Origin of the sequence: Liquorilactobacillus satsumensis, from assembly GCF_964065465.1 — a bacterium.
In the GTDB taxonomy this organism is placed as follows: Bacteria; Bacillota; Bacilli; order Lactobacillales; family Lactobacillaceae; genus Liquorilactobacillus; species Liquorilactobacillus satsumensis.
In genome coordinates this window covers 1,345,346-1,364,281 of sequence record NZ_OZ061606.1, presented here as the reverse complement: position 1 = coordinate 1,364,281, position 18,936 = coordinate 1,345,346, and the positions used below count along the sequence as shown (strand labels likewise).

The 18,936-nt window shown below is 39.9% G+C and carries 18 protein-coding genes; 11 read left to right on the top strand and 7 right to left on the bottom strand.

Going from position 1 to position 18,936, the window contains the following annotated elements; genetic code table 11:
• Window positions 1-136: 136 nt before the first annotated feature.
• On the bottom strand, window positions 137-880 hold the full coding sequence (locus AB3Y88_RS06285) for a DUF4811 domain-containing protein (protein ID WP_228888192.1): 744 nt from the start codon (window positions 878-880) through the stop codon (window positions 137-139).
• Window positions 877-2,364: an MDR family MFS transporter gene (locus AB3Y88_RS06280; protein WP_056962012.1), complete on the bottom strand. Its 1,488-nt coding sequence runs from the start codon at window positions 2,362-2,364 to the stop codon at window positions 877-879. Before AB3Y88_RS06280 ends, AB3Y88_RS06285 begins: the two co-directional genes overlap by 4 nt.
• Window positions 2,365-2,520: 156 nt before the next feature.
• Between AB3Y88_RS06280 and AB3Y88_RS06275 the strand changes: the two genes are divergently transcribed.
• The 4 genes from AB3Y88_RS06275 to lrgB all read left to right on the top strand — a co-directional run bounded on the left by AB3Y88_RS06275 (window position 2,521) and on the right by lrgB (window position 5,198).
• Window positions 2,521-2,970: a MerR family transcriptional regulator gene (locus AB3Y88_RS06275; RefSeq protein ID WP_054757296.1), complete on the top strand. Its 450-nt coding sequence runs from the start codon at window positions 2,521-2,523 to the stop codon at window positions 2,968-2,970.
• A gap of 160 nt (window positions 2,971-3,130) precedes the next feature.
• A complete protein-coding gene (locus AB3Y88_RS06270) occupies window positions 3,131-3,868 on the top strand; it encodes a LytTR family DNA-binding domain-containing protein (RefSeq protein WP_054757298.1) in 738 nt (245 codons plus the stop codon).
• Window positions 3,869-4,003: 135 nt separating this feature from the next.
• Window positions 4,004-4,474, top strand: coding sequence for a CidA/LrgA family protein (locus AB3Y88_RS06265; RefSeq protein ID WP_228888194.1), 471 nt, complete (start codon window positions 4,004-4,006; stop codon window positions 4,472-4,474).
• Window position 4,475: 1 nt separating this feature from the next.
• The gene (gene lrgB, locus AB3Y88_RS06260; protein ID WP_228888197.1) at window positions 4,476-5,198 is read left to right on the top strand and encodes an antiholin-like protein LrgB; all 723 of its coding nucleotides are present in this window, start codon (window positions 4,476-4,478) and stop codon (window positions 5,196-5,198) included.
• A gap of 295 nt (window positions 5,199-5,493) precedes the next feature.
• Here lrgB and AB3Y88_RS06255 read toward each other — a convergent pair whose 3' ends face one another.
• Together AB3Y88_RS06255 and jag are read right to left on the bottom strand one after the other, a co-directional pair.
• Window positions 5,494-5,943: a MarR family winged helix-turn-helix transcriptional regulator gene (locus AB3Y88_RS06255; protein WP_056962010.1), complete on the bottom strand. Its 450-nt coding sequence runs from the start codon at window positions 5,941-5,943 to the stop codon at window positions 5,494-5,496.
• Between the two features lie 17 nt (window positions 5,944-5,960).
• Entirely contained in the window at window positions 5,961-6,710 is a 750-nt protein-coding gene (jag, locus tag AB3Y88_RS06250) for an RNA-binding cell elongation regulator Jag/EloR (protein ID WP_228888200.1), read from the bottom strand.
• A 237-nt stretch (window positions 6,711-6,947) separates the two neighbouring features.
• Between jag and AB3Y88_RS06245 the strand changes: the two genes are divergently transcribed.
• Together AB3Y88_RS06245 and AB3Y88_RS06240 are read left to right on the top strand one after the other, a co-directional pair.
• Window positions 6,948-7,802: an aldo/keto reductase gene (locus AB3Y88_RS06245; protein ID WP_228888202.1), complete on the top strand. Its 855-nt coding sequence runs from the start codon at window positions 6,948-6,950 to the stop codon at window positions 7,800-7,802.
• 249 nt (window positions 7,803-8,051) lie between these two features.
• Entirely contained in the window at window positions 8,052-9,959 is a 1,908-nt protein-coding gene (locus AB3Y88_RS06240; protein WP_056962008.1) for a M13 family metallopeptidase, read from the top strand.
• Between the two features lie 596 nt (window positions 9,960-10,555).
• Here AB3Y88_RS06240 and yidC read toward each other — a convergent pair.
• The 3 genes from yidC to rpmH all read right to left on the bottom strand — a co-directional run bounded on the left by yidC (window position 10,556) and on the right by rpmH (window position 11,955).
• Entirely contained in the window at window positions 10,556-11,389 is an 834-nt protein-coding gene (gene yidC / locus AB3Y88_RS06235; protein ID WP_054757334.1) for a membrane protein insertase YidC, read from the bottom strand.
• Between the two features lie 29 nt (window positions 11,390-11,418).
• Entirely contained in the window at window positions 11,419-11,754 is a 336-nt protein-coding gene (gene rnpA / locus AB3Y88_RS06230; protein WP_054757335.1) for a ribonuclease P protein component, read from the bottom strand.
• Window positions 11,755-11,820: 66 nt separating this feature from the next.
• Window positions 11,821-11,955, bottom strand: coding sequence for a 50S ribosomal protein L34 (gene rpmH / locus AB3Y88_RS06225; RefSeq protein ID WP_057895598.1), 135 nt, complete (start codon window positions 11,953-11,955; stop codon window positions 11,821-11,823).
• Window positions 11,956-12,484: 529 nt separating this feature from the next.
• On the opposite strand from rpmH, the gene dnaA reads away from it, so the two are divergent.
• The 5 genes from dnaA (at window position 12,485) to gyrB (ending at window position 18,913) form a co-directional block, all read left to right on the top strand.
• Window positions 12,485-13,840 carry a chromosomal replication initiator protein DnaA gene (gene dnaA / locus AB3Y88_RS06220; RefSeq protein ID WP_056962007.1) on the top strand — a complete coding sequence of 452 codons (1,356 nt, stop codon included), beginning with the start codon at window positions 12,485-12,487 and terminating at the stop codon, window positions 13,838-13,840.
• Window positions 13,841-14,003: 163 nt separating this feature from the next.
• On the top strand, window positions 14,004-15,143 hold the full coding sequence (dnaN, locus tag AB3Y88_RS06215; protein WP_054757336.1) for a DNA polymerase III subunit beta: 1,140 nt from the start codon (window positions 14,004-14,006) through the stop codon (window positions 15,141-15,143).
• 433 nt (window positions 15,144-15,576) lie between these two features.
• A complete protein-coding gene (gene yaaA, locus AB3Y88_RS06210) occupies window positions 15,577-15,804 on the top strand; it encodes a S4 domain-containing protein YaaA (protein WP_056962006.1) in 228 nt (75 codons plus the stop codon).
• The gene (gene recF, locus AB3Y88_RS06205; protein ID WP_056962005.1) at window positions 15,805-16,974 is read left to right on the top strand and encodes a DNA replication/repair protein RecF; all 1,170 of its coding nucleotides are present in this window, start codon (window positions 15,805-15,807) and stop codon (window positions 16,972-16,974) included.
• Window positions 16,964-18,913: a DNA topoisomerase (ATP-hydrolyzing) subunit B gene (gene gyrB / locus AB3Y88_RS06200; RefSeq protein WP_056962003.1), complete on the top strand. Its 1,950-nt coding sequence runs from the start codon at window positions 16,964-16,966 to the stop codon at window positions 18,911-18,913. The genes recF and gyrB overlap by 11 nt, the downstream gene beginning before the upstream one ends.
• The last annotated feature ends 23 nt before the right edge of the window (window positions 18,914-18,936 follow it).

The window sequence follows — 18,936 nt, the reverse complement described above, 5'->3', positions numbered from 1 at the left end:
CATTTCTCACTATGAGAATGCAAGCAAAAAAGCTAGGAAACTGTGTCAAAATGTACATCTATCTTGACCAATTTTCTAGCTTTAAGTAACTTCAAATTTTTTGCTGTATTTTTCTTACCGAGCAGTAAATCAATGCTTATTTTTTAACTTCTGCAATCAGCTTCGCCAACGCCTGTTGTTGAAACTGCGCCTGTGCTTGGGCGGCAACCTTTTTAGTCAACGCTTGTTGCTGTGCTTGCGACATTGTTGGATTTTTCGTTAAAGCCGCTGTGAGTGCCAGCTTGACCTGTGCTGTAACAAACGTTTTACCGGCTTCTTTCATCTTGCTTTGGTTCTGCTTAACAAGTTGTGCCAGCTTCTTGGCTTGCGTTGTACTTAGTACAAGCCACGCGTTATTAATCCTAAAGGTCTTATAATGTCGCACCAGCTGATGCCCATTTCCTGAGATTCCAAACCAGAAACTATAAAAACTATTCTTGTATTCCCAACGCGTTGTCTTTGTGACCACTTCCGCTGTGCCGGAAACTTTAACTACTTTGCTATGAGTATTGCGCGGATCCGGATTAGTCGTCGTAACCTTCTTTTGTGCCGCACTGGTTTTATAAATATAGACTTTTTCTTTACCGGATGTACCGACTTGTTGATAAAGCAACATCTTAAGCTGTGACGACGAGGCTGCAGAATATAGTTTGCTTGTTTTTACTGTAGAAACCTGATGCATCCCAAAATGCTCACGGTCGTTCTTAACCATGAAAAACATTGACACGAGAATCACCGCGACGCAAATAAAGCTCAGGATTGTGCGTAACCCCACTTTATCAATCGTTATCATGACCGTAAAAAGCAAAATTGCTGCTATCAATAAACAAATAATAATCATGCTTGTTCACCTCCGACATTCTCCGTGCTTTTTTGCATCATTTCACCAGGAGTCCGTCCACTAACAAAGAAGGCGACAATTAAACCGACCAAACTAAAACCAATTGCTACCCAAAAGGCGGCATGATACCCACCGAGTGTCGCTTGAAAAGCTGCATTCTTATATGCCAAAGGATCGGAGTGCAACATGGCCTTACCAGGCATATCATTTTTAGTAACATTTGTTAAAATGCTGACCAAGACTGCCGTTCCAACCGATGCCGCTACCTGTCGAATTGTATTATTAACGGCCGTTCCATTACTCATCATCTTAAGCGGCAAGGAGTTCATCCCTGAAGTCGTCACGGTCATCATCGACATTGCAATTCCAGCCATTCTAAGAGCATACAACGTAACTAGATAAACAAATGGTGTCTCTCTAGTAATGAACGCAAACGGAATCGTTCCAGCAGTTAATAAAAATAAACCGGTAATTGCGATTCGTCTTGCTCCAATCCTGTCAAAAACACGTCCTGCAATCGGGCTGATTACACCCATCATTAAAGCCCCTGGTAAAAGAGTGAGACCTGAATGAAATGCACTTTCTCCGCGAACAGTCTGCAAATAAAGCGGCAGCACCATCTCAACACCGATCATTGCCATCATTAGCACCGAACTTAAAAGTGCTGCTACTGAAAATTCTGGATTTTTAAGAACCCGCAGGTCCAAAAATGGTTTTTCTAAACGCAACTGTCGGATACCGAACAGGACAACAAAAATTACACCCGCAATAATTGAGAGGATTACAATGCTGCTACCCCAACCTTTTTCACCAACTTCAGAAAAACCGTATAACAGGCTTCCAAAACCGATTGTCGAAAGTAACGCTGAAAGCCAATCAAGTTTAACCTTTTGCGTGGGTAAGACGTCCTTCATTAACCAAAAGCCCGCAATTACCACCAAAGCAGCAAACGGAATCAACATCCCGAATAGAGTCCGCCAATGGTAATTGTCAATTACCCAACCTGAAAGTGTGGGTCCAATTGCAGGTGCAACCCCAATTACAAGGCCTGCCATTCCCATAGCAGCTCCGCGTTTATTTGCCGGAAAAATCGTTAACATCATTGTCTGTAGCAACGGCATGGTAACCCCTACCCCAAGTGCCTGAATTAAACGACCCGTCAATAAGACAGAAAAACTAGGTGCGATGTAGCACGTGATTGTTCCCAGTAAAAAGACGACCATTGCGCCTTCATATAATGCCTTAGAGTTCACACGTACTGTCAGCCAGGCACTGATCGGGATCATTACGCCACTTACCATCATAAATCCCGATGTGAGCCACTGGACAGTTGAGGTATTAATATCAAAACTTTTCATCAAAGTTGGAAATGCTGTTGTTAAAATTGTCTGATTTAAAACGGTACAAAATGAACCTATTAGTAAAAGTGCGACCAATAGCGTTCTGTTGTACGCTTTACCATTCTCATCAATTGCTTTTCCCAAGTTGTCTTCTCTCCCTAACATTCTAAAATAAGTATGTGAACTAATAGTTCAACGTGACAAATAATATACTCATCTTTTTTAATTGTCAAATAATTTGACAAAGATGTTATAAAGGTTACAATTAACGTTATGATAATTGACAAAGGAGAACGTTCAATGGGAGACAAAAACAATGCTGCGTATGTTACCCGTTTCAAGGATATAATAAAAAACGAACATTTCCTCTTCGGAATTGGTGATATTTCAAAAGCCACTGGTGTTTCGCAAAGAAAGTTGCGTTACTGGGAAGAACGCGGCTATATTCACCCTGAAAATAGCTCTGACGAAGGTCAGCACCGAAAATATAGTCACTTTATGTTTCTCAAAATCGCAATGATTCAGTCCTTTTTAAAAGAAGGTTACACACTAAGTGCTGCAGTTCAAAAAACAAATGAACATCACAAACTTGGAAAAGCGGTTTTCGGTTTCGTCAAAGAAAGACTGCAGAATTTTACTTTTGTTCCTGGCGGCTATGAAATCGACTTAGGTGAAGTTAATGATACCCAAGGAAAACATATCTACGCATTAATTCGCAGTAATAAGAAAACAGAACTATTTTTAAAGTAAACGCGACGCTATTTAAACAAAGTTCAAGTGCCATTCACACTGCTTAGTAATTTAGTAAGTAGCAGCTGTTCCAATTTCATTTCCAAATTTCAAATTAATTAGCAAGTAGACTATAATTACAGTGAAAAATATTTTTTTATTGAAAACTGGAGGAAGCTGTATGAATGTCCTGCTCGTTGATGACGAACCGCTGGCACGTGATGAACTTGCTTATCTGCTGCAACAAAATATTACCGTAAATACAGTTTTTAAAGCTGAAGGCGTTAAAGAGGCCTTGGCACTTCTTTTTGCGCACCACATTGATCTCGTGTTCCTCGATATTTCTTTAAATGAAGAAAACGGTTTTACACTTGCAAAAGAACTGCATCAATTAAACACACCGCCACTAGTAATCTTTGCGACTGCCTACGACAAATATGCCGTTCAGGCTTTTGATATTAATGCTATCGACTATGTCTTAAAACCTTTCGATCAGGAACGCATCAATCAAGCACTCCAAAAAGCAAAGCTGGCGCTCTCGACTCGGTTACCCCAGGGCCCTCCGTCCTCACCTGCACCGCAAAAAGATAACCAATTTATTACACTGACAAATGACGAGCGGACAGTTGTTATCAAAACCCGTGAAATCCTAGCAGCAACCGTTGAAAATGGCGAATTGACAATTTTTACATTGGATGGCAAAAAATACGTTTCACATGAAACATTAGTTTGGCTCCGTTCACATCTTGCTGCTCAACATTTTATTCAAGTGCATCGCAGTGCAATCGTGAACATTGACAATATCCGTGAACTGCAGCCCTGGTTCAACCACACCTTCATCTTAATCATGACTAATAATCAAAGAATTCCGGTTGGTCGTTCCTATCTTAAAGTTCTCAAGACACGACTTAATATGTAATTTGATTTTTGACCCGCTGATTTTAAACATTCACCCCCCGTTTTTTGCAATTAACCGCAAAAGACGGCTTTTTTCATTTTGATTGTACTATTCTTAATTCATCAAGAACAAAGTCTAAGAAAGAAGGTCAACAAAATGAACAAAACACACGTGGAACAAAAGAAAGGTGCAGCCGCAGCTCCTTTGCTCGTTCAGATGGGCATTTACACCACTATCCTGTTTGTCTCAAACTTAATTTCCGGCTTGTTTCCCAAATCTTTTCCGGTTCCAGCGCCTGTAATTGGGATGATTTTATTGTACGTACTCTTATCAGCTCACCTGCTTAAACTTGAATGGGTAGACTCGCTAGGAGCCTTCTTAATCAGTATTATCGGCTTTCTCTTTGTTCCCTCTGGAATTTCCTTAACCGCGAGCCTTGATGTAATGCGTACAGCAGGCCTCCAATTAATTTTAGTTATTATTTTCTCAACCATTATTCTATTGGTTGTAACCGCATACACAACACGTACCTTTATCTGGTTAAGGAAAGCACATCTTGAAAAACACAAATTCGTCCACCAACCGCTTGCAATTAAACATCACATCCACGTGAAAGGAGAGGAGTAGCATGTCATTATTAACAACTCCATTTTTTGGCATCTGCCTATCCCTACTGGTCTATCTTTGCGGTCAGTGGCTCTTCAAAAAATCGCATGGTCTTTTTATCTTCCAACCGCTGTTCGTAGCAATGGTTTTAGGAATCACACTACTCGTTTTACTAGCAAAATTCTTTCAGCAAAACGTCACTCAATTTTACACACAGGCGTATAAACCCGGCGGTGATCTCATTTTTTGGTTCTTAAATCCTGCCACCATTGCCTTCGCTATTCCACTATATAAAAGAAACGATGTTATTAAAAAATACTGGAAAGAGATTTTAGCCGGCCTCCTGGTAGGCACCACGCTCTCATTATTTGCAATCGTCTTGATCTCCAAGCTGCTGGGTCTCAGCCAAACTGGAATTGCTTCAATGTTACCTCAAGCTGCCACCACTGCAATCGCCTTACCAATTTCAAGTGCAATTGGGGGGAATTCAGCAATCACCGCAATGGCCTGCATTCTAAACGCAGTTATTATCTATGCCTTAGGTGACTGGTTAGTTCGGTTCTTCCATTTAAACTCTGATCCAATCGGAACTGGTCTAGGGTTGGGAACTTCCGGTCATACCATCGGTTCTGCCTTTGCGCTAAAACTCGGTTCTGTCCAGGGCTCAATGGCTGCAATTGCGGTGGTTGTAATCGGTGTTGTTGTGGATGCAGTCGTTCCTCTAGTATCACGTCTTTTGTTTTAAAAAAGTAAATTGCACCTCTTGCTGTTCAACCACATCCACTAAAAAAGAGTCAAAAACTATGGGGCTGTGACAAAAGTTAACTTTTGTTACAGCCCCTCTTTTATTCCGAATAAATGTGTTCCATAAGTCAAAATTCTCCGTCTAACTTCGAATTACTCATCGCAAAGTACTCGCTATGTTCGTAATTTCGAGTTAGCACTCAAATTTTTTCGACTTATGTCACACTCTCATAGTTTTATTTTATAAGTATCCGAATTACCATGGAACAAATCCCCAAACCAGTCTTCAAACCTGGTTAATCATCTTCAACGCCAATTCTTTTGCCAATGCTTTTAATTAAGGCCACATCTTTTTTGTATTCTTCAGGCGTCATATCAACTGCCGCGAAACAAGATGTTAATTTATCTTTGATCTCATATTTCTTGCTTTTTGCCTTATGTGTTAAACAGATATACACACGTCGGGCATCTTCTTCCCCATGTTTCCGTTCAATCCAGCCATCTTTTTCCATTCTCTTTAACAAGGGTGTCAAGGTCCCGTTATCCAAGTTCAGCCGCGCTCCAATTTGTTTGATCATCATGGGTTCTTCATTCTCCCATAGGGTCAACAACGTAATATACTGCGGATAAGTTAGTTTGTATTCCTTTAATGCCATCGCATAAAATTTGTTATATATTTTTTGTGAAGTATAAATCGCAAAACACAGCTCATCTTCTAATTTATCAGGCCGATGTTCTAATCCCATGATACACTCCTACTTTCCTAAAATTTTCTTTGTTTATTTTCTGCATCAACCACAACATACCGCTGTGGCTCTTTACCTCTTGAATACGTAACAATTTTTTCATTATGTGCCAACTTAGTGTGCACTATTTTTCTTTCAAAAGCCGGCATCGCATCCAATGCAATTTTTTTATGCTCAACAATGGCTTCAAGCGCTACATTTTCGGCAAGCCGTTCGAGTGTCTGCCGCCGTCTTTTTCTGTAGTTGCCAACGTCTAAAACAACACTCACTCGCGCTGCACCTTTTTTTTCTAAATAATTCTGCACTAAAACCTGTAAAGCATTTAGCGTGCGGCCGCGTTTACCGATCAACCGACCTTCTTGCGTAGTAATTAACACATATTTCGCTTCTTTGTTAGTATAATCGACTTGGACCGTTACTGCTACTCCCATTTTCTCTATGATATCAATTAAATAATATTGTGCTGCAATCACTGCATCCCGCACCTGCTGTTTTTTAGCCTGTTTTAGCATAACTTGAGGTGGATCTTGTTTAAGCTGTGGGGTTTCTTTTGACAGCTTGACTCGGTCTTTAGCCGGTTTCTTTTTTTGTTCAAGCAATTGTGGGTTCACTGTCAAGTCTACGATCGCAAGTTTACGTCCAATTCCTAAAAAGCCTCGTTTATGTTTTTGAATCACCGCTATTTGGACATTTTCTCGCGATACTCCAAGGGTTTCAAGGCCTGTGGCAATTGCTGCAGCAATCGTTTTATCACTGAACCTTGTCATTTTCATTCCCCCTTTGAATTTGCCCAAAAAATGTTTCCTTTGTATTATAGCATTTAATTTATATTCAGAGTATAGTGATTATCCCTTATTCAAGCCATTTTGCCGGTTTTTGAAAGCATTTGCGAAAAAAGCTCAGCAACGCTATTTTGAACATTGCACCGCTGAAATTAACAATTCTCAGTTCAGTGTAGTAAAATGAATCTGAGAATCATAAACTACTTGAAGCGAGGTTTTTGGATGAACAGTTTAATTGATACTTACACCTTGAATAACGGCGTAAAAATCCCTGTTGTTGGTTTTGGAACATGGCAAACGCCCGCTGGTGCAGTTGCAAAAGTAGCTGTTAAATCAGCTCTTTCATCTGGCTACCGTCATATTGATACCGCCGAAATGTACGGCAATGAGCAAAGTGTTGGTGCAGCAGTCAAGGAAAGCGGCATTTCCCGCCACTCACTCTTTATTACAAGTAAACTTAATAATGGTGCACACGACTATCAGGCTGCAACCGCTGCAATTGAGCAATCACTCAAAGATCTCCAATTATCAACACTTGATCTTTTCCTGATTCATTGGCCGAATCCTAAACCTTTCCGCACGGATAATTGGGAGAAACGTTTACAGGAAACTTGGCGTGCGCTTGAAGATGCTTATCGTGCTGGAAAAATAAGGGCAATCGGTGTCTCAAATTTTCGTAAGCGACATTTTGAAATTCTAAAAGAGACTCAAACAGTCGTTCCAATGGTTAATCAGATTAGAATTTGCCCGGGTGATTTGGACACAGAAACAATCTCATATTGTCAACAAAACCAAATCCTGCTTGAAGCTTATAGTCCATTAGGCACTGGTGAAATATTCTCAGATAAGACCCTCCAAGCACTCGCAAAAAAGAACAAGCGGACTGTTGCTCAAATCTGTCTGCGATGGTCTTTGCAGCATCATTTTCTTCCGCTTCCGAAATCAATTCATGAAGAACGCATTGAGGAAAATACTAAGCTGTTTGATTTTACCCTCTCAGAACAGGATATGACTACCATTGATCAACTTGATGGGATTGTTGGCTACGCGGCTGATCCGGATACGGTCAATTTTTAGGCTACAATTTAAATCTGGGTCCACGACAAAGGCTTTGCACATTAACACCGAGTTATAACACAGCCGTGCTTTGACTATCGCTAACTCGGACTGATGTTCAAAGCCTTTCGACTATTGTGTCCCCTTTATTTTTACTGATGTTACCTTAGTCCAGTCTTATAAGCTACATCAATTTTTTTTTAGAGTATCATCCTGTTTTACTTTGAACTACAATACTAATTATATCAGCACAGGAAGAGAGGCTTCAGTATGACTGAAACAATTAATCAGAAACTCATTAAAGATGACTTGTACCAAGCAGTCAATGGTACTTGGCTCAAAACTGCTCAGATTCCAGCAGACAAATCCTCAACAGGCGGTTTTGCGGACCTTGCAGAAAATATTGAAAAGCTTTTAATGAAAGACTTTGATCGCTTAGCACAAAACCCGCAAGAAATCACGGATCCCTATCTCCTAGAATTCATCAAATTCTATCGCCTTGCTCATGATTTCGCTAAAAGAGATGCAGTTGGTTTTAAAGCTGCACGCCACTACCTTGAAACAGTTGCGCAAATAAAAGATCTGACTGATTGGGAACAAAAACTGGCTGCGCTAACCTTAAGCGGCTATCCTAGCCCTATTCCTTTATATGTCGAACCTGATATGAAAAATACTTCGCGGTATGCACTTACAGCCGGTGTTCCTAACTTGATTTTGCCGGATAAAACATACTATACGGACGATAACCCTGCAGCACAAGCATTATTGCAAGTTTATACCAAGATGTTAGAAAAACTCTTCAAACTTGCTGGATATTCTGCGGAGTTTACTCAAAAAACAATCGCCCAAACACTTGCATTTGATAAGACCCTTGTCCCACATGTCAAAGACAGCACCGAATTAGCTGATTATGTAAAATCTTACAATAAATACAGCTTTGCTGATTTCGTTAAATCAAGTGATCATTTTGATATTCAGCATTTTGTGACTGAACTTCTCGATGCACAACCTGATCAGGTGATCGTGACTCAGCCAAAATACTATGCCGCTTTGAATTCTTTGGTAACTCCCGAAACGTTTGCTAACATGCGTGGTTGGATGCTTGCAAAGTCACTGCTGGCTGTCAGCCCTTACCTCTCAGATCAAGCTCGGATCATCTCGGGTGAATATTCACGTGCAATCTCAGGCAGCAAAGAACCCATGAATCCCCAAAAGAGTGCCTACTACTTAGCAATCAACCAATTTGATCAAATTGTGGGTCTTTACTACGCACACAAATACTTCGGCGAACAAGCCAAAAATGATGTTACTCAGATGGTGCACAAGATGGTCACCGTTTATAAAAAGCGACTGCAACAAAATAAATGGTTAAGCCAACCGACACGAGAAAAAGCAGTTGTCAAACTTGAAAAGCTTGGAATCCAAGTTGGCTATCCTGATAAGCTTGAAGAAATTTATAAAAAATTCAAAGTAACATCAGATTCACTCTTCAACAATAGTGTGAACTTTGACAAAATCTACCTCAAAGATCATTACAGCCGTTGGAACAAGGAAGTTGATCGAGAAAAATGGGAAATGAGTGCTGATACGGTCAACGCCTACTATAACCCTTCCTATAATATTATCGTTTTTCCGGCAGCAATTTTGCAGGCTCCTTTCTACAGCCTAAAGCAGTCTTCAAGTGAAAATTACGGCGGAATTGGGGCCGTAATTGCTCACGAAATCTCACATGCTTTTGATAACAATGGGGCCCACTTTGATGAATTGGGAAATCTCAATAATTGGTGGACAAAAGAAGATCGCGCTCACTTTGAAAAACTCGCTCAAAAAATGATTGCAGAATTCGATGGACTTCAAACTGCTGCGGGCAAGGTAAACGGCAAATTAGTAGTCTCAGAAAACATTGCCGATGCCGGTGGCCTAAGTTGTGCACTGGAAGCCGCAAAAGGTGAAAAGAATGTTTCTCTTAAAGCATTCTTTATTAATTGGGCACGTGTCTGGTGTCTTAAATCCTCGCTGGAACGCCAAAAATTATTGTTAAATATTGACGTGCATGCCCCCCATGAATTACGTGCCAATCTTCAGCCGCAAAACTTAACTGATTTTTACACCACCTTTAATATTCAGCAAGGTGATAAAATGTATCTCCCGCCTGACAAACGTGTTAATATCTGGTAAAACAAAAAGAGAGTGTGACATAAGTCGGGAAAATTTGAGTGCTAACTCGAAATTACGAACATAGCAAGTACTTTGCTATGAGTAATTCGAAGTTAGACGGAGAATTTTGACTTATGGAACACGTTTATCCGAATAAAAGAGAGAGTGTGACATAAGTCGGGAAAATTTGAGTGCTAACTCGAAATTACGAACATAGCGAGTACTTTGCTATGAGTAATTCGAAGTTAGACGGAGAATTTTGACTTATGGAACACGTTTATCCGGAATAAAAAGAGAGTGTGACATAAGTCGGGAAAATTTGAGTACTAACTCGAAATTACGAACATAGCGGGTACTTTGCGATGAGTAATTCGAAGTTAGACGGAGAATTTTGACTTATGGAACACGTTTATCCGGAATAAAAGAGGGGCTGTGACAAAATTTAACTTTTGTCACAGCCCCCTTTTTGATTGCAAATCTGTGTTAAAAAACAAGCTGAGCACCTTAATCTAATATTTTAAAGTCAAAAAAAGGAGCTGATCTTAATCAACTCCGCGATTCCAACGACATAATCTACTTATTGCCACCAGACTTAATTCCTCAACTAGGAATATTTTCTATTTTCTTTTACCCTTATAGGCCCTGCGCTTCGCTTTTTCAAGAGCTTTCTTGCGCGAACGTTGCGCCTGTTCTTTTTCTTCACGTTCCTTATTTATTTTAAAAGGATTGTTCAGTAAAAGCGTTTGAAGAACTGAAAAGGCATTTCCAACGACCCAGTACAGCGACAATGCTGATGGTAAAGAAATCGCTGTAAACAGAATGAAAATCGGCATCCCATAGGTCATTGCTGCCGTCATGCCATTTTGTTCCGGCTGCGACATGACACTCAACTTAGAGGTAGCGAAAGTAAAGATAGCAGCTAAAATTGGTAAAACAAAGAGAGCATCGCGTTCACCAAGCTGCATCCATAAGAACGAACCCGTCTTCAGCGCTTGCGACCGTAAAATCGCTTGATACAGCGCAATCAAAATTGGCATCTGTACAACCAACGGTAGGCACCCAGCAACAGGATTTACACCCGCCTGTGCATAGAGCTTCTGTTGTTCTTCACGCAATTTAGCCTGTGTTTCTGCATCTTTGGTTGAATACTTCTTTTGTAAAGCCTTCAACTTAGGCTGCAATTCAGCCGTTTTGCGCATACTCTTTGTTTGGTAGAACATCAATGGTAATAAAATAACGCGGATGATGATCGTAAAAATAATGATCCCCCAGCCGTAGCTATTCCCAAATAGTCTACTCAAAAATTGAATCGCTTGAATGAAGTTCCAAATAATGTAATGATCCCAGATTCCAGAACTGTTCTCTGTGACAGTTGAAGTACTGCAACCGGATAAGATAAATACTAGTCCCATCACACTGAGCAGCGTGAGGATTCTTTTCCCTTTTTTCACTGCATTTCCCTCACTTTAAAAAGCCGAATTTATAACATGTGAGCTAACCGCAAAACATGCATTAAATTTTTTTTAGTCTCGGCCATAGACGCACCCGAAATTGCAGGACGAGCGATTACAATGAAATCAACTTCCTGCCGCAATTTGGGCTTGAGTTCTGTCAGGCTTTGCCGAATTCGACGTTTAACCCAATTACGCGCCACAGCATTTCCTATTTTTTTTCCTACTGATATTCCCACTCGAAAATGAAGCTGATCAGATTTTCTTAACACGTAAACAACAAATTGTCGATTTGCATACGACTTGCCTTGGGTGAAGACCTTCTGAAATTCAGCTTCTTTTTTGACACGGTATGATTTTCGCATAATACATCTCCCAGTGTCCTGCAAAACTCCTGTATTAAAAAGAAAAGACCACTGACGGTCAGTGGCCTATGCAGACAATACTTTTCTACCTTTTTGACGTCTACGTGCTAAAACAGCGCGACCGTTGCTGGTACTCATACGTTTACGGAAACCGTGCACTCTTTGGCGATGACGTTTCTTAGGTTGATATGTTCTCTTCATTAGATTCTACACCTCCTTGATCGAGTAATAGGACTCGACAATCATAACTAACATTTTATTAAAATAAAGATCTCTTGTCAAGTTGAGTTTTACTCAGTTATGTTATCACAAAAAAAACTGTATTAAAAGCTGTTTTCAAAAATCAGGCCGCAAAAACCACCGAAAACTTATCCACAGATATAATTAGAAATCGCTTTCTCCTGTGGATTTCTCAAACTACACTTTTCCCTGTGCACAAAACGTTCGACAGAACTTTACACAGATTCACACCCTGTCAACAACTTATACACAGCTCTACATTCAACTGTGCATAAGTCTTTGGAATCCTTTTATATTAGGCTTAACAGTTGACATGGTGCTTGTGGAAAAACTACGCAGAATTTCATAGTTTTTAGTTCTTCACATCCTGTGCAAAAACGATTAACAGTCCTGTGCAAACTGTTTTTATGTTTTACACGTACCTGTGGAAAACTTTTTTTAAAAATGCTAGAATATGTAAAGCGACATTTTATAGAAAGGAGGTCTCTTTGTGCCTGATCTTGAAACTTTATGGCAATATATCTGCGATGAATTTAAAAATAAGCTTTCAACTATTAGCTACAACACTTGGCTTAAAGCCGTAAAACCCGTTGCTTTTTCTGGGAATACATTGGTAATTGAGGTTCCGACCGCATTACATAAAGACTACTGGAAAGCAAACTTAAGCAATCAGGCTGCGACGATGATTGAAACCTCGATTGGTCAAAAAATCACTATTATTGCAAAATTACCGGAAGAGCCTAATCCGTTGCAAAAGCCGCGTTATGCCACTTCTCAACCTACAGGTCAAAACGCGGTTGATTCACGGCCAACATTTATGCGGGAAACAAAGTTAAATGACAAATATACCTTTGAAACATTTGTGATTGGTAAAGGCAACCAAATGGCACATGCGGCAGCTTTAGTTGTGGCGGAAGAACCTGGTGCACTCTATAACCCGTTGTTCTTCTTCGGTGGCGTTGGTCTTGGTAAAACGCATTTGATGCATGCCATTGGTCATCAAATGTTAACAAATCGGCCTGATGCAAAGGTCAAATATGTAACCAGCGAAGCTTTTGCAAATGATTTTATCAACTCGATTCAGACAAAAAGACAAGAAGAATTCCGTAAAGAATACCGGAGTGTCGACCTTTTGTTAGTCGATGATATTCAATTTTTTGCCGATAAGGAAGGTACGCAAGAAGAATTTTTCCACACTTTTAACGCGCTTTATGATGACAAAAAACAAATTGTACTTTCATCTGATCGTTTGCCTAATGAAATTCCTAAGCTTCAAAAACGGCTTGTTTCACGTTTCAAATGGGGGTTATCAGTTGATATTACTCCCCCTGATTTAGAAACACGGATTGCGATCTTACGCAATAAAGCTAATGCTGATCATTCAGCAATCCCTGACGATACGCTAAGCTACATTGCGGGCCAAATCGACTCTAACATTCGTGAACTGGAAGGTGCTTTAGTGCGGGTTCAAGCCTATTCATCCATGACCCATATGCCCATTACAACCAGTCTGGCAGCGGATGCTTTGAAAAATTTGAAATTAAATGGCAAGTCCAACGAAATTTCAATTTCAGTAATCCAAGACAAAGTTGCAAAGTATTATCATATTTCAATCAGTGATCTTAAAGGGAAAAAGCGGGTTAAAAGCATTGTGCTTCCACGCCAAGTTGCAATGTACCTTGCACGTGAACTGACTGACGCATCTTTACCAAAAATCGGACATGAATTCGGCGGTAAAGACCATACAACTGTAATTCACGCGCATGAAAAAATTTCAGCAGAACTTGACAATAATAGTGAGCTACAACGTGAAGTCGGTGACTTGAAAGGAAAGTTGAAAAAATAAAGCCTGTGGAAAGCTGTGCGTAAAAAGCGTAGTTATACACAGGATATCCACATGTGGATATTTATTATTTTTGGGTTTATTTTTAGTTTTCCACAGTATCAACAGGACCTACTACTATTACTTTACTTAATTATTCTTAATTATATATACCAGGAGGCAACTTATGAAATTTACGGTGAACCGGACAGCATTCCTAAAAAGTTTATCAGATGTTCAAAGGGCGATTTCGACTAAAACAACTATTCCAATTTTGACAGGATTAAAACTCAAGTTAGAAGCACGCGGCTTAACCTTAACTGGTAGTGATGCCGACATTTCAATCGAAACTTTTATTGCAGCAGATGATGATAATGCAGAATTACAAATCGAACAACCAGGACAAATTGTCTTAGCTGCACGTATTTTTAGTGAAATTGTTAAAAAACTTCCAGAAAAAACGATGACTTTTGAAGTTACAGAAAATTACCAAACAGAAATCACTTCTGGTTCAGCTTCTTTCACGATTAAGGGATTAGATGCTGATAATTATCCACGGCTTCCTGAAATTGATGCGGAAGAAAAATTAGAATTCAAAGGTGATCTGTTAAAACAATTGATTGGGCAAACAGTAATTGCAGTTTCTACACAAGAAAGTCGCCCGATCTTAACTGGAATCCATCTGGTAATTAAAGAAGGTGAATTATTAGCGGTCGCTACAGATAGTCATCGCCTGAGTCAAAGAAAAATTGCTCTGCCAGCTGCACAAAATGCAAATTATGACATCATCATTCCTGGCAGATCTTTAAACGAGTTAGCCAAAATGATTCCAGAAGAGGCTGACAAGATCAGTCTACGCATTTCAGAAAATCAGGTCTTATTTGATTTAGGTAAAACAACTTTTTATTCACGACTTTTGGAAGGCAATTATCCTGATACGGAACGCTTGATCCCTAAAACTGCAGAGACTTCAATCGAATTTAACGCTGCGGACTTTTTAGCTGCGATCGAGCGTGCCTCTTTGCTGTCGCATGAAGGACAAAATAATGTTGTTAAATTAGTGCTGGAAACAGCAGTTCAAAAAGCTACGATTTATGGGAATTCACCGGAAGTCGGCAATGTGGAAGAAGAACTGCATTTTCAGAATTTAACAGGAAATGATATCGAAATATCCTTTAATCCGGATTATATGAAAGATGCATTACGTTCATTTGGCCAAACCACTGTAACGGTGGCATTTACGCTGCCACTGCGTCCATTTACATTGGTTCCAAGTGAAGACCACGAACATTTCGTGCAGTTAATCACACCTGTACGGACATTCTAGTGTTTTATTTCTTAAAAAATTAAGCATTAGCTTAACGGAAAAATGTTGGGTAAAAACTGCTAGTAAAGTATATTTATGTACAGACTACAAAATAAACCAAAGGGACTGAGTAAAAATTTAAGTTTTGCTCTGTTTCCTTTGGTTTATTTTGCTTAAACAGCCTAGAAAGCCTGCTAAGCTGAGTAGAGTTATCAAGGGATGTCTTTTGATACTCAAAATGTTTTGTTTTTAGAATTCGTTCAAAGCAGCTTGTACAAATTAACTCGCATTAAACCTTGTATTGTTCAAAATGAGCGTTTTTGCCTAGTAGATAGTCTAATTCCATTAAGGGATATTAAAAACGCTTATATAAGCTCTGAGGGCTATCTACGATTGTCATTTGAATTTAAAAAGGGTATAATTAAAGTATAATTAAGAAAGTGGGCGGTGCCTGTTGAGTAAAGAAATTTTGCTAAAAACACCATATATAACTCTCGGACAGTTGCTGAAAATTGCAGATGTAATCTCTTCTGGGGGACAAGCAAAATGGTTTTTGCAAGAAAACAAGGTTCTAGTTAATGAGCAACTTGACGAACGACGCGGTCGCAAGCTCTATTCTGGTGACAAAGTTGAGATTCCCACAGTGGGAACCTTTGTAATGCGCGCACAAAAGGCAAGGTAAATGTATTTAGAAGATCTAGAACTTAAGCAGTTTCGCAATTATACAGCGACAAAATTAAAATTTTCACCGCAGATCAACATCTTGATTGGTGAAAATGCACAAGGTAAGACTAATTTACTAGAAGCAATTTATGTCTTAGCAACGACGCGGAGTCATCGGACAGGTAACGAACGCGAATTAGTCAAATTTAAAGAAGACACAGCTGCTTTACGTGGAACATTAGTAAAGCAACCCGGAAAAATTCATTTGGAATTGATCCTTAGCCGCAAAGGTAAAAAAGCCAAGCTTAATTTTTTGGAACAGGCCAAGTTATCGCAATATATCGGACAAATGAACGTTATTTTATTTGCTCCGGAAGATCTTGCACTTGTTAAGGGCGCCCCTGCTGTCAGAAGACGTTTTATTGATATGGAATTCGGGCAGATTGATGCACGTTATCTTTATAATTTGACGCAGTATCGTACAGTTTTGAAGCAGCGTAATCAATATTTAAAACAATTGCAACTGCATCAAACTAAGGATCTTGTTTTGCTAGGGGTCTTTTCTGATCAACTGGCAGCTTTTGGGGCTGAGATTATCGCTAAAAGAATTACTTTCTTAAAAGAGTTGGAGAAATATGCCCAGCAATTGCAGGACCAAATTACGCAAACTAAAGAACAATTACGCTTTGAATATGAAACTAGTGTAGCGCAGACAACAGCAAAAAGTGTAGAGAGTTTGTATACAGCATTAAAGCAATTGTATGAAAATAATCGTGAAAAAGAAATCATGCAGGGAACAACGCTCTATGGTCCGCATCGTGATGATGTGCGTTTTTTAATAAATCAAAAAAATGTACATGTTTATGGTTCCCAAGGACAGCAGCGTACAACCGCACTGGCGCTTAAGTTGGCTGAAATTGATTTGATGAAGAAAGAAACGGGCGAGTATCCAATCCTACTGCTCGATGATGTTCTTTCTGAGTTGGATGGGAAACGGCAGACGCATTTATTGCGGACCATTCAAGATCGGGTGCAGACGTTCTTGACGACTCCCAGTATTAGTGAGATAACGCGTAAATTAATTAGAGATCCAAAGGTATTTAGAATCGCACAAGGAGAAGTTTTTGCGGATCACAGTGAAACAACTGCAGCAGCTAAACAATCAGGAGGGAAACAGGTTGACAGATAAAGAAATGCAGGAAGCTAAAGAAGCACGTGCTAAAGAATATGATGCCAGTCAGATTCAAGTCCTTGAAGGCCTCGAAGCCGTTAGAAAAAGGCCTGGGATGTATATTGGATCAACAAGCTCTCAGGGACTACACCATCTTGTATGGGAAATCATTGATAATGGGATTGATGAGGCACTTGCAGGCTTTGCTGATGAAATTAATGTGGTTGTTGAAAAAGACAACAGCATTACTGTCAAAGATAATGGTCGCGGTATTCCGGTCGGAATTCAGCCTAAAACTGGCAGACCCGCACTTGAGACTGTCTTTACAATCCTGCATGCCGGTGGCAAATTTGGCGGTGGCGGCTACAAAGTCTCTGGTGGACTTCATGGTGTTGGGGCCTCTGTTGTTAATGCTCTTTCTACAAGCTTAAGTGTCCAGGTTAAACATAATGGCAAGCTCTACGCAATGGATTTTAAGCGTGGCAAAGTTGAGCATGAGATGCATATCAGCGGTAATTGTGGTGAACATGAACATGGCACGCGCGTACATTTTGTTCCAGATCCTGACATTTTTACTGAAACAACAGTTTATGATATTAAAATTTTGACTACGCGAATTCGCGAACTTGCCTTTTTAAATAAAGGTTTGAAAATTACGATTAAGGATGAGCGTCCAGCGGAACCAACTTATAAAGAATTTCATTATGTTGGTGGCATTAGGCATTACGTGGAATTTTTGAATAAAGGCAAAGAAGTCCTTTTTGATGAACCTATTTATCTTGAGGGAGAGCAAAAAGGAATTATTGTTGAAGTGGCCTTGCAATATACGAATGATTTTCATTCCAACCTGCTGACCTTTACGAACAATATTCACACTTATGAAGGCGGGACCCATGAAGCTGGTTTTAAAACAGCTTTGACGCGTGTCATCAATGATTATGCGCATAAGAGCAACATGATAAAGGAAAATGAAGATAATTTGTCTGGAGAAGATGTACGCGAAGGGATGACTGCAGTTGTAAGTATTAAACATCCTAATCCACAGTTCGAGGGTCAGACAAAAACTAAATTAGGAAATTCGGATGCAAGAACAGTTACTGATCGCTTATTTGCGGAACATTTTAATAAATTTATGCTTGAGAACCCGACGGTGGCGCGTAAAATTGTTGAAAAAGGGATGCTGGCTTCTAAAGCACGAGTCGCTGCTAAGCGTGCGCGTGAAGTTACGCGTAAGAAAAACGGTTTAGAGATTAGTAATCTTCCAGGAAAATTAGCAGATAATACCAGCAAAGATCCGGCAATTTCGGAATTATTTATTGTCGAAGGAGATTCTGCTGGTGGTTCAGCTAAGCAAGGAAGATCAAGATTAACACAGGCAATTTTGCCAATTCGTGGGAAAATCCTGAATGTTGAAAAAGCGTCTCTTGATCGTGTGCTGGCCAATGAGGAAATTCGCTCCCTGTTCACGGCACTTGGAACGGGATTCGGGCAGGAATTTGATGTGACTAAGGCAAATTATCATAAATTGATCATAATGACAGATGCCGATGTTGATGGCGCCCATATTAGGACACTGTTGCTAACACTGTTCTATCGCTTTATGCGTCCAATGATTGACGCAGGGTATGTTTATATTGCACAACCGCCCTTGTACCAGGTAAGGCAAGGTAAAATGATTAAGTATATTGATACTGAAAGTGAGTTAGAGCAGACATTAGGTCAACTGCCACCAAGTCCTAAGCCAGTTGTTCAACGTTATAAAGGGTTAGGTGAGATGGATGCTGAGCAGTTGTGGGAAACGACAATGAATCCTGAAAATCGTCGCTTGTTGCAAGTGGAACTTTCTGATGCTGAAGAAGCAAATAATGTTTTTGAGATGTTAATGGGCGATAAGGTTGAGCCACGGCGCGAATTTATCGAAGAAAATGCAACTTACGTTGAGAACTTGGACGTTTAAGCTATTTCCCGGGAAATAATACA

What these genes read in the sequence shown, in the direction of transcription:
- jag (WP_228888200.1), bottom strand. Translation starts at nt 6,710, where the DNA reads ATGACAAGGTTCAGTGATAAAACGATTGCTGCAGCAATTGCCACAGGC.
- AB3Y88_RS06240 (WP_056962008.1), top strand. Translation starts at nt 8,052, where the DNA reads ATGACTGAAACAATTAATCAGAAACTCATTAAAGATGACTTGTACCAA.
- AB3Y88_RS06245 (WP_228888202.1), top strand. Translation starts at nt 6,948, where the DNA reads ATGAACAGTTTAATTGATACTTACACCTTGAATAACGGCGTAAAAATC.
- AB3Y88_RS06255 (WP_056962010.1), bottom strand. Translation starts at nt 5,943, where the DNA reads ATGGGATTAGAACATCGGCCTGATAAATTAGAAGATGAGCTGTGTTTT.
- AB3Y88_RS06285 (WP_228888192.1), bottom strand. Translation starts at nt 880, where the DNA reads ATGATTATTATTTGTTTATTGATAGCAGCAATTTTGCTTTTTACGGTC.
- AB3Y88_RS06265 (WP_228888194.1), top strand. Translation starts at nt 4,004, where the DNA reads ATGAACAAAACACACGTGGAACAAAAGAAAGGTGCAGCCGCAGCTCCT.
- rpmH (WP_057895598.1), bottom strand. Translation starts at nt 11,955, where the DNA reads ATGAAGAGAACATATCAACCTAAGAAACGTCATCGCCAAAGAGTGCAC.
- rnpA (WP_054757335.1), bottom strand. Translation starts at nt 11,754, where the DNA reads ATGCGAAAATCATACCGTGTCAAAAAAGAAGCTGAATTTCAGAAGGTC.
- recF (WP_056962005.1), top strand. Translation starts at nt 15,805, where the DNA reads ATGTATTTAGAAGATCTAGAACTTAAGCAGTTTCGCAATTATACAGCG.
- AB3Y88_RS06270 (WP_054757298.1), top strand. Translation starts at nt 3,131, where the DNA reads ATGAATGTCCTGCTCGTTGATGACGAACCGCTGGCACGTGATGAACTT.
- lrgB (WP_228888197.1), top strand. Translation starts at nt 4,476, where the DNA reads ATGTCATTATTAACAACTCCATTTTTTGGCATCTGCCTATCCCTACTG.
- dnaN (WP_054757336.1), top strand. Translation starts at nt 14,004, where the DNA reads ATGAAATTTACGGTGAACCGGACAGCATTCCTAAAAAGTTTATCAGAT.
- AB3Y88_RS06275 (WP_054757296.1), top strand. Translation starts at nt 2,521, where the DNA reads ATGGGAGACAAAAACAATGCTGCGTATGTTACCCGTTTCAAGGATATA.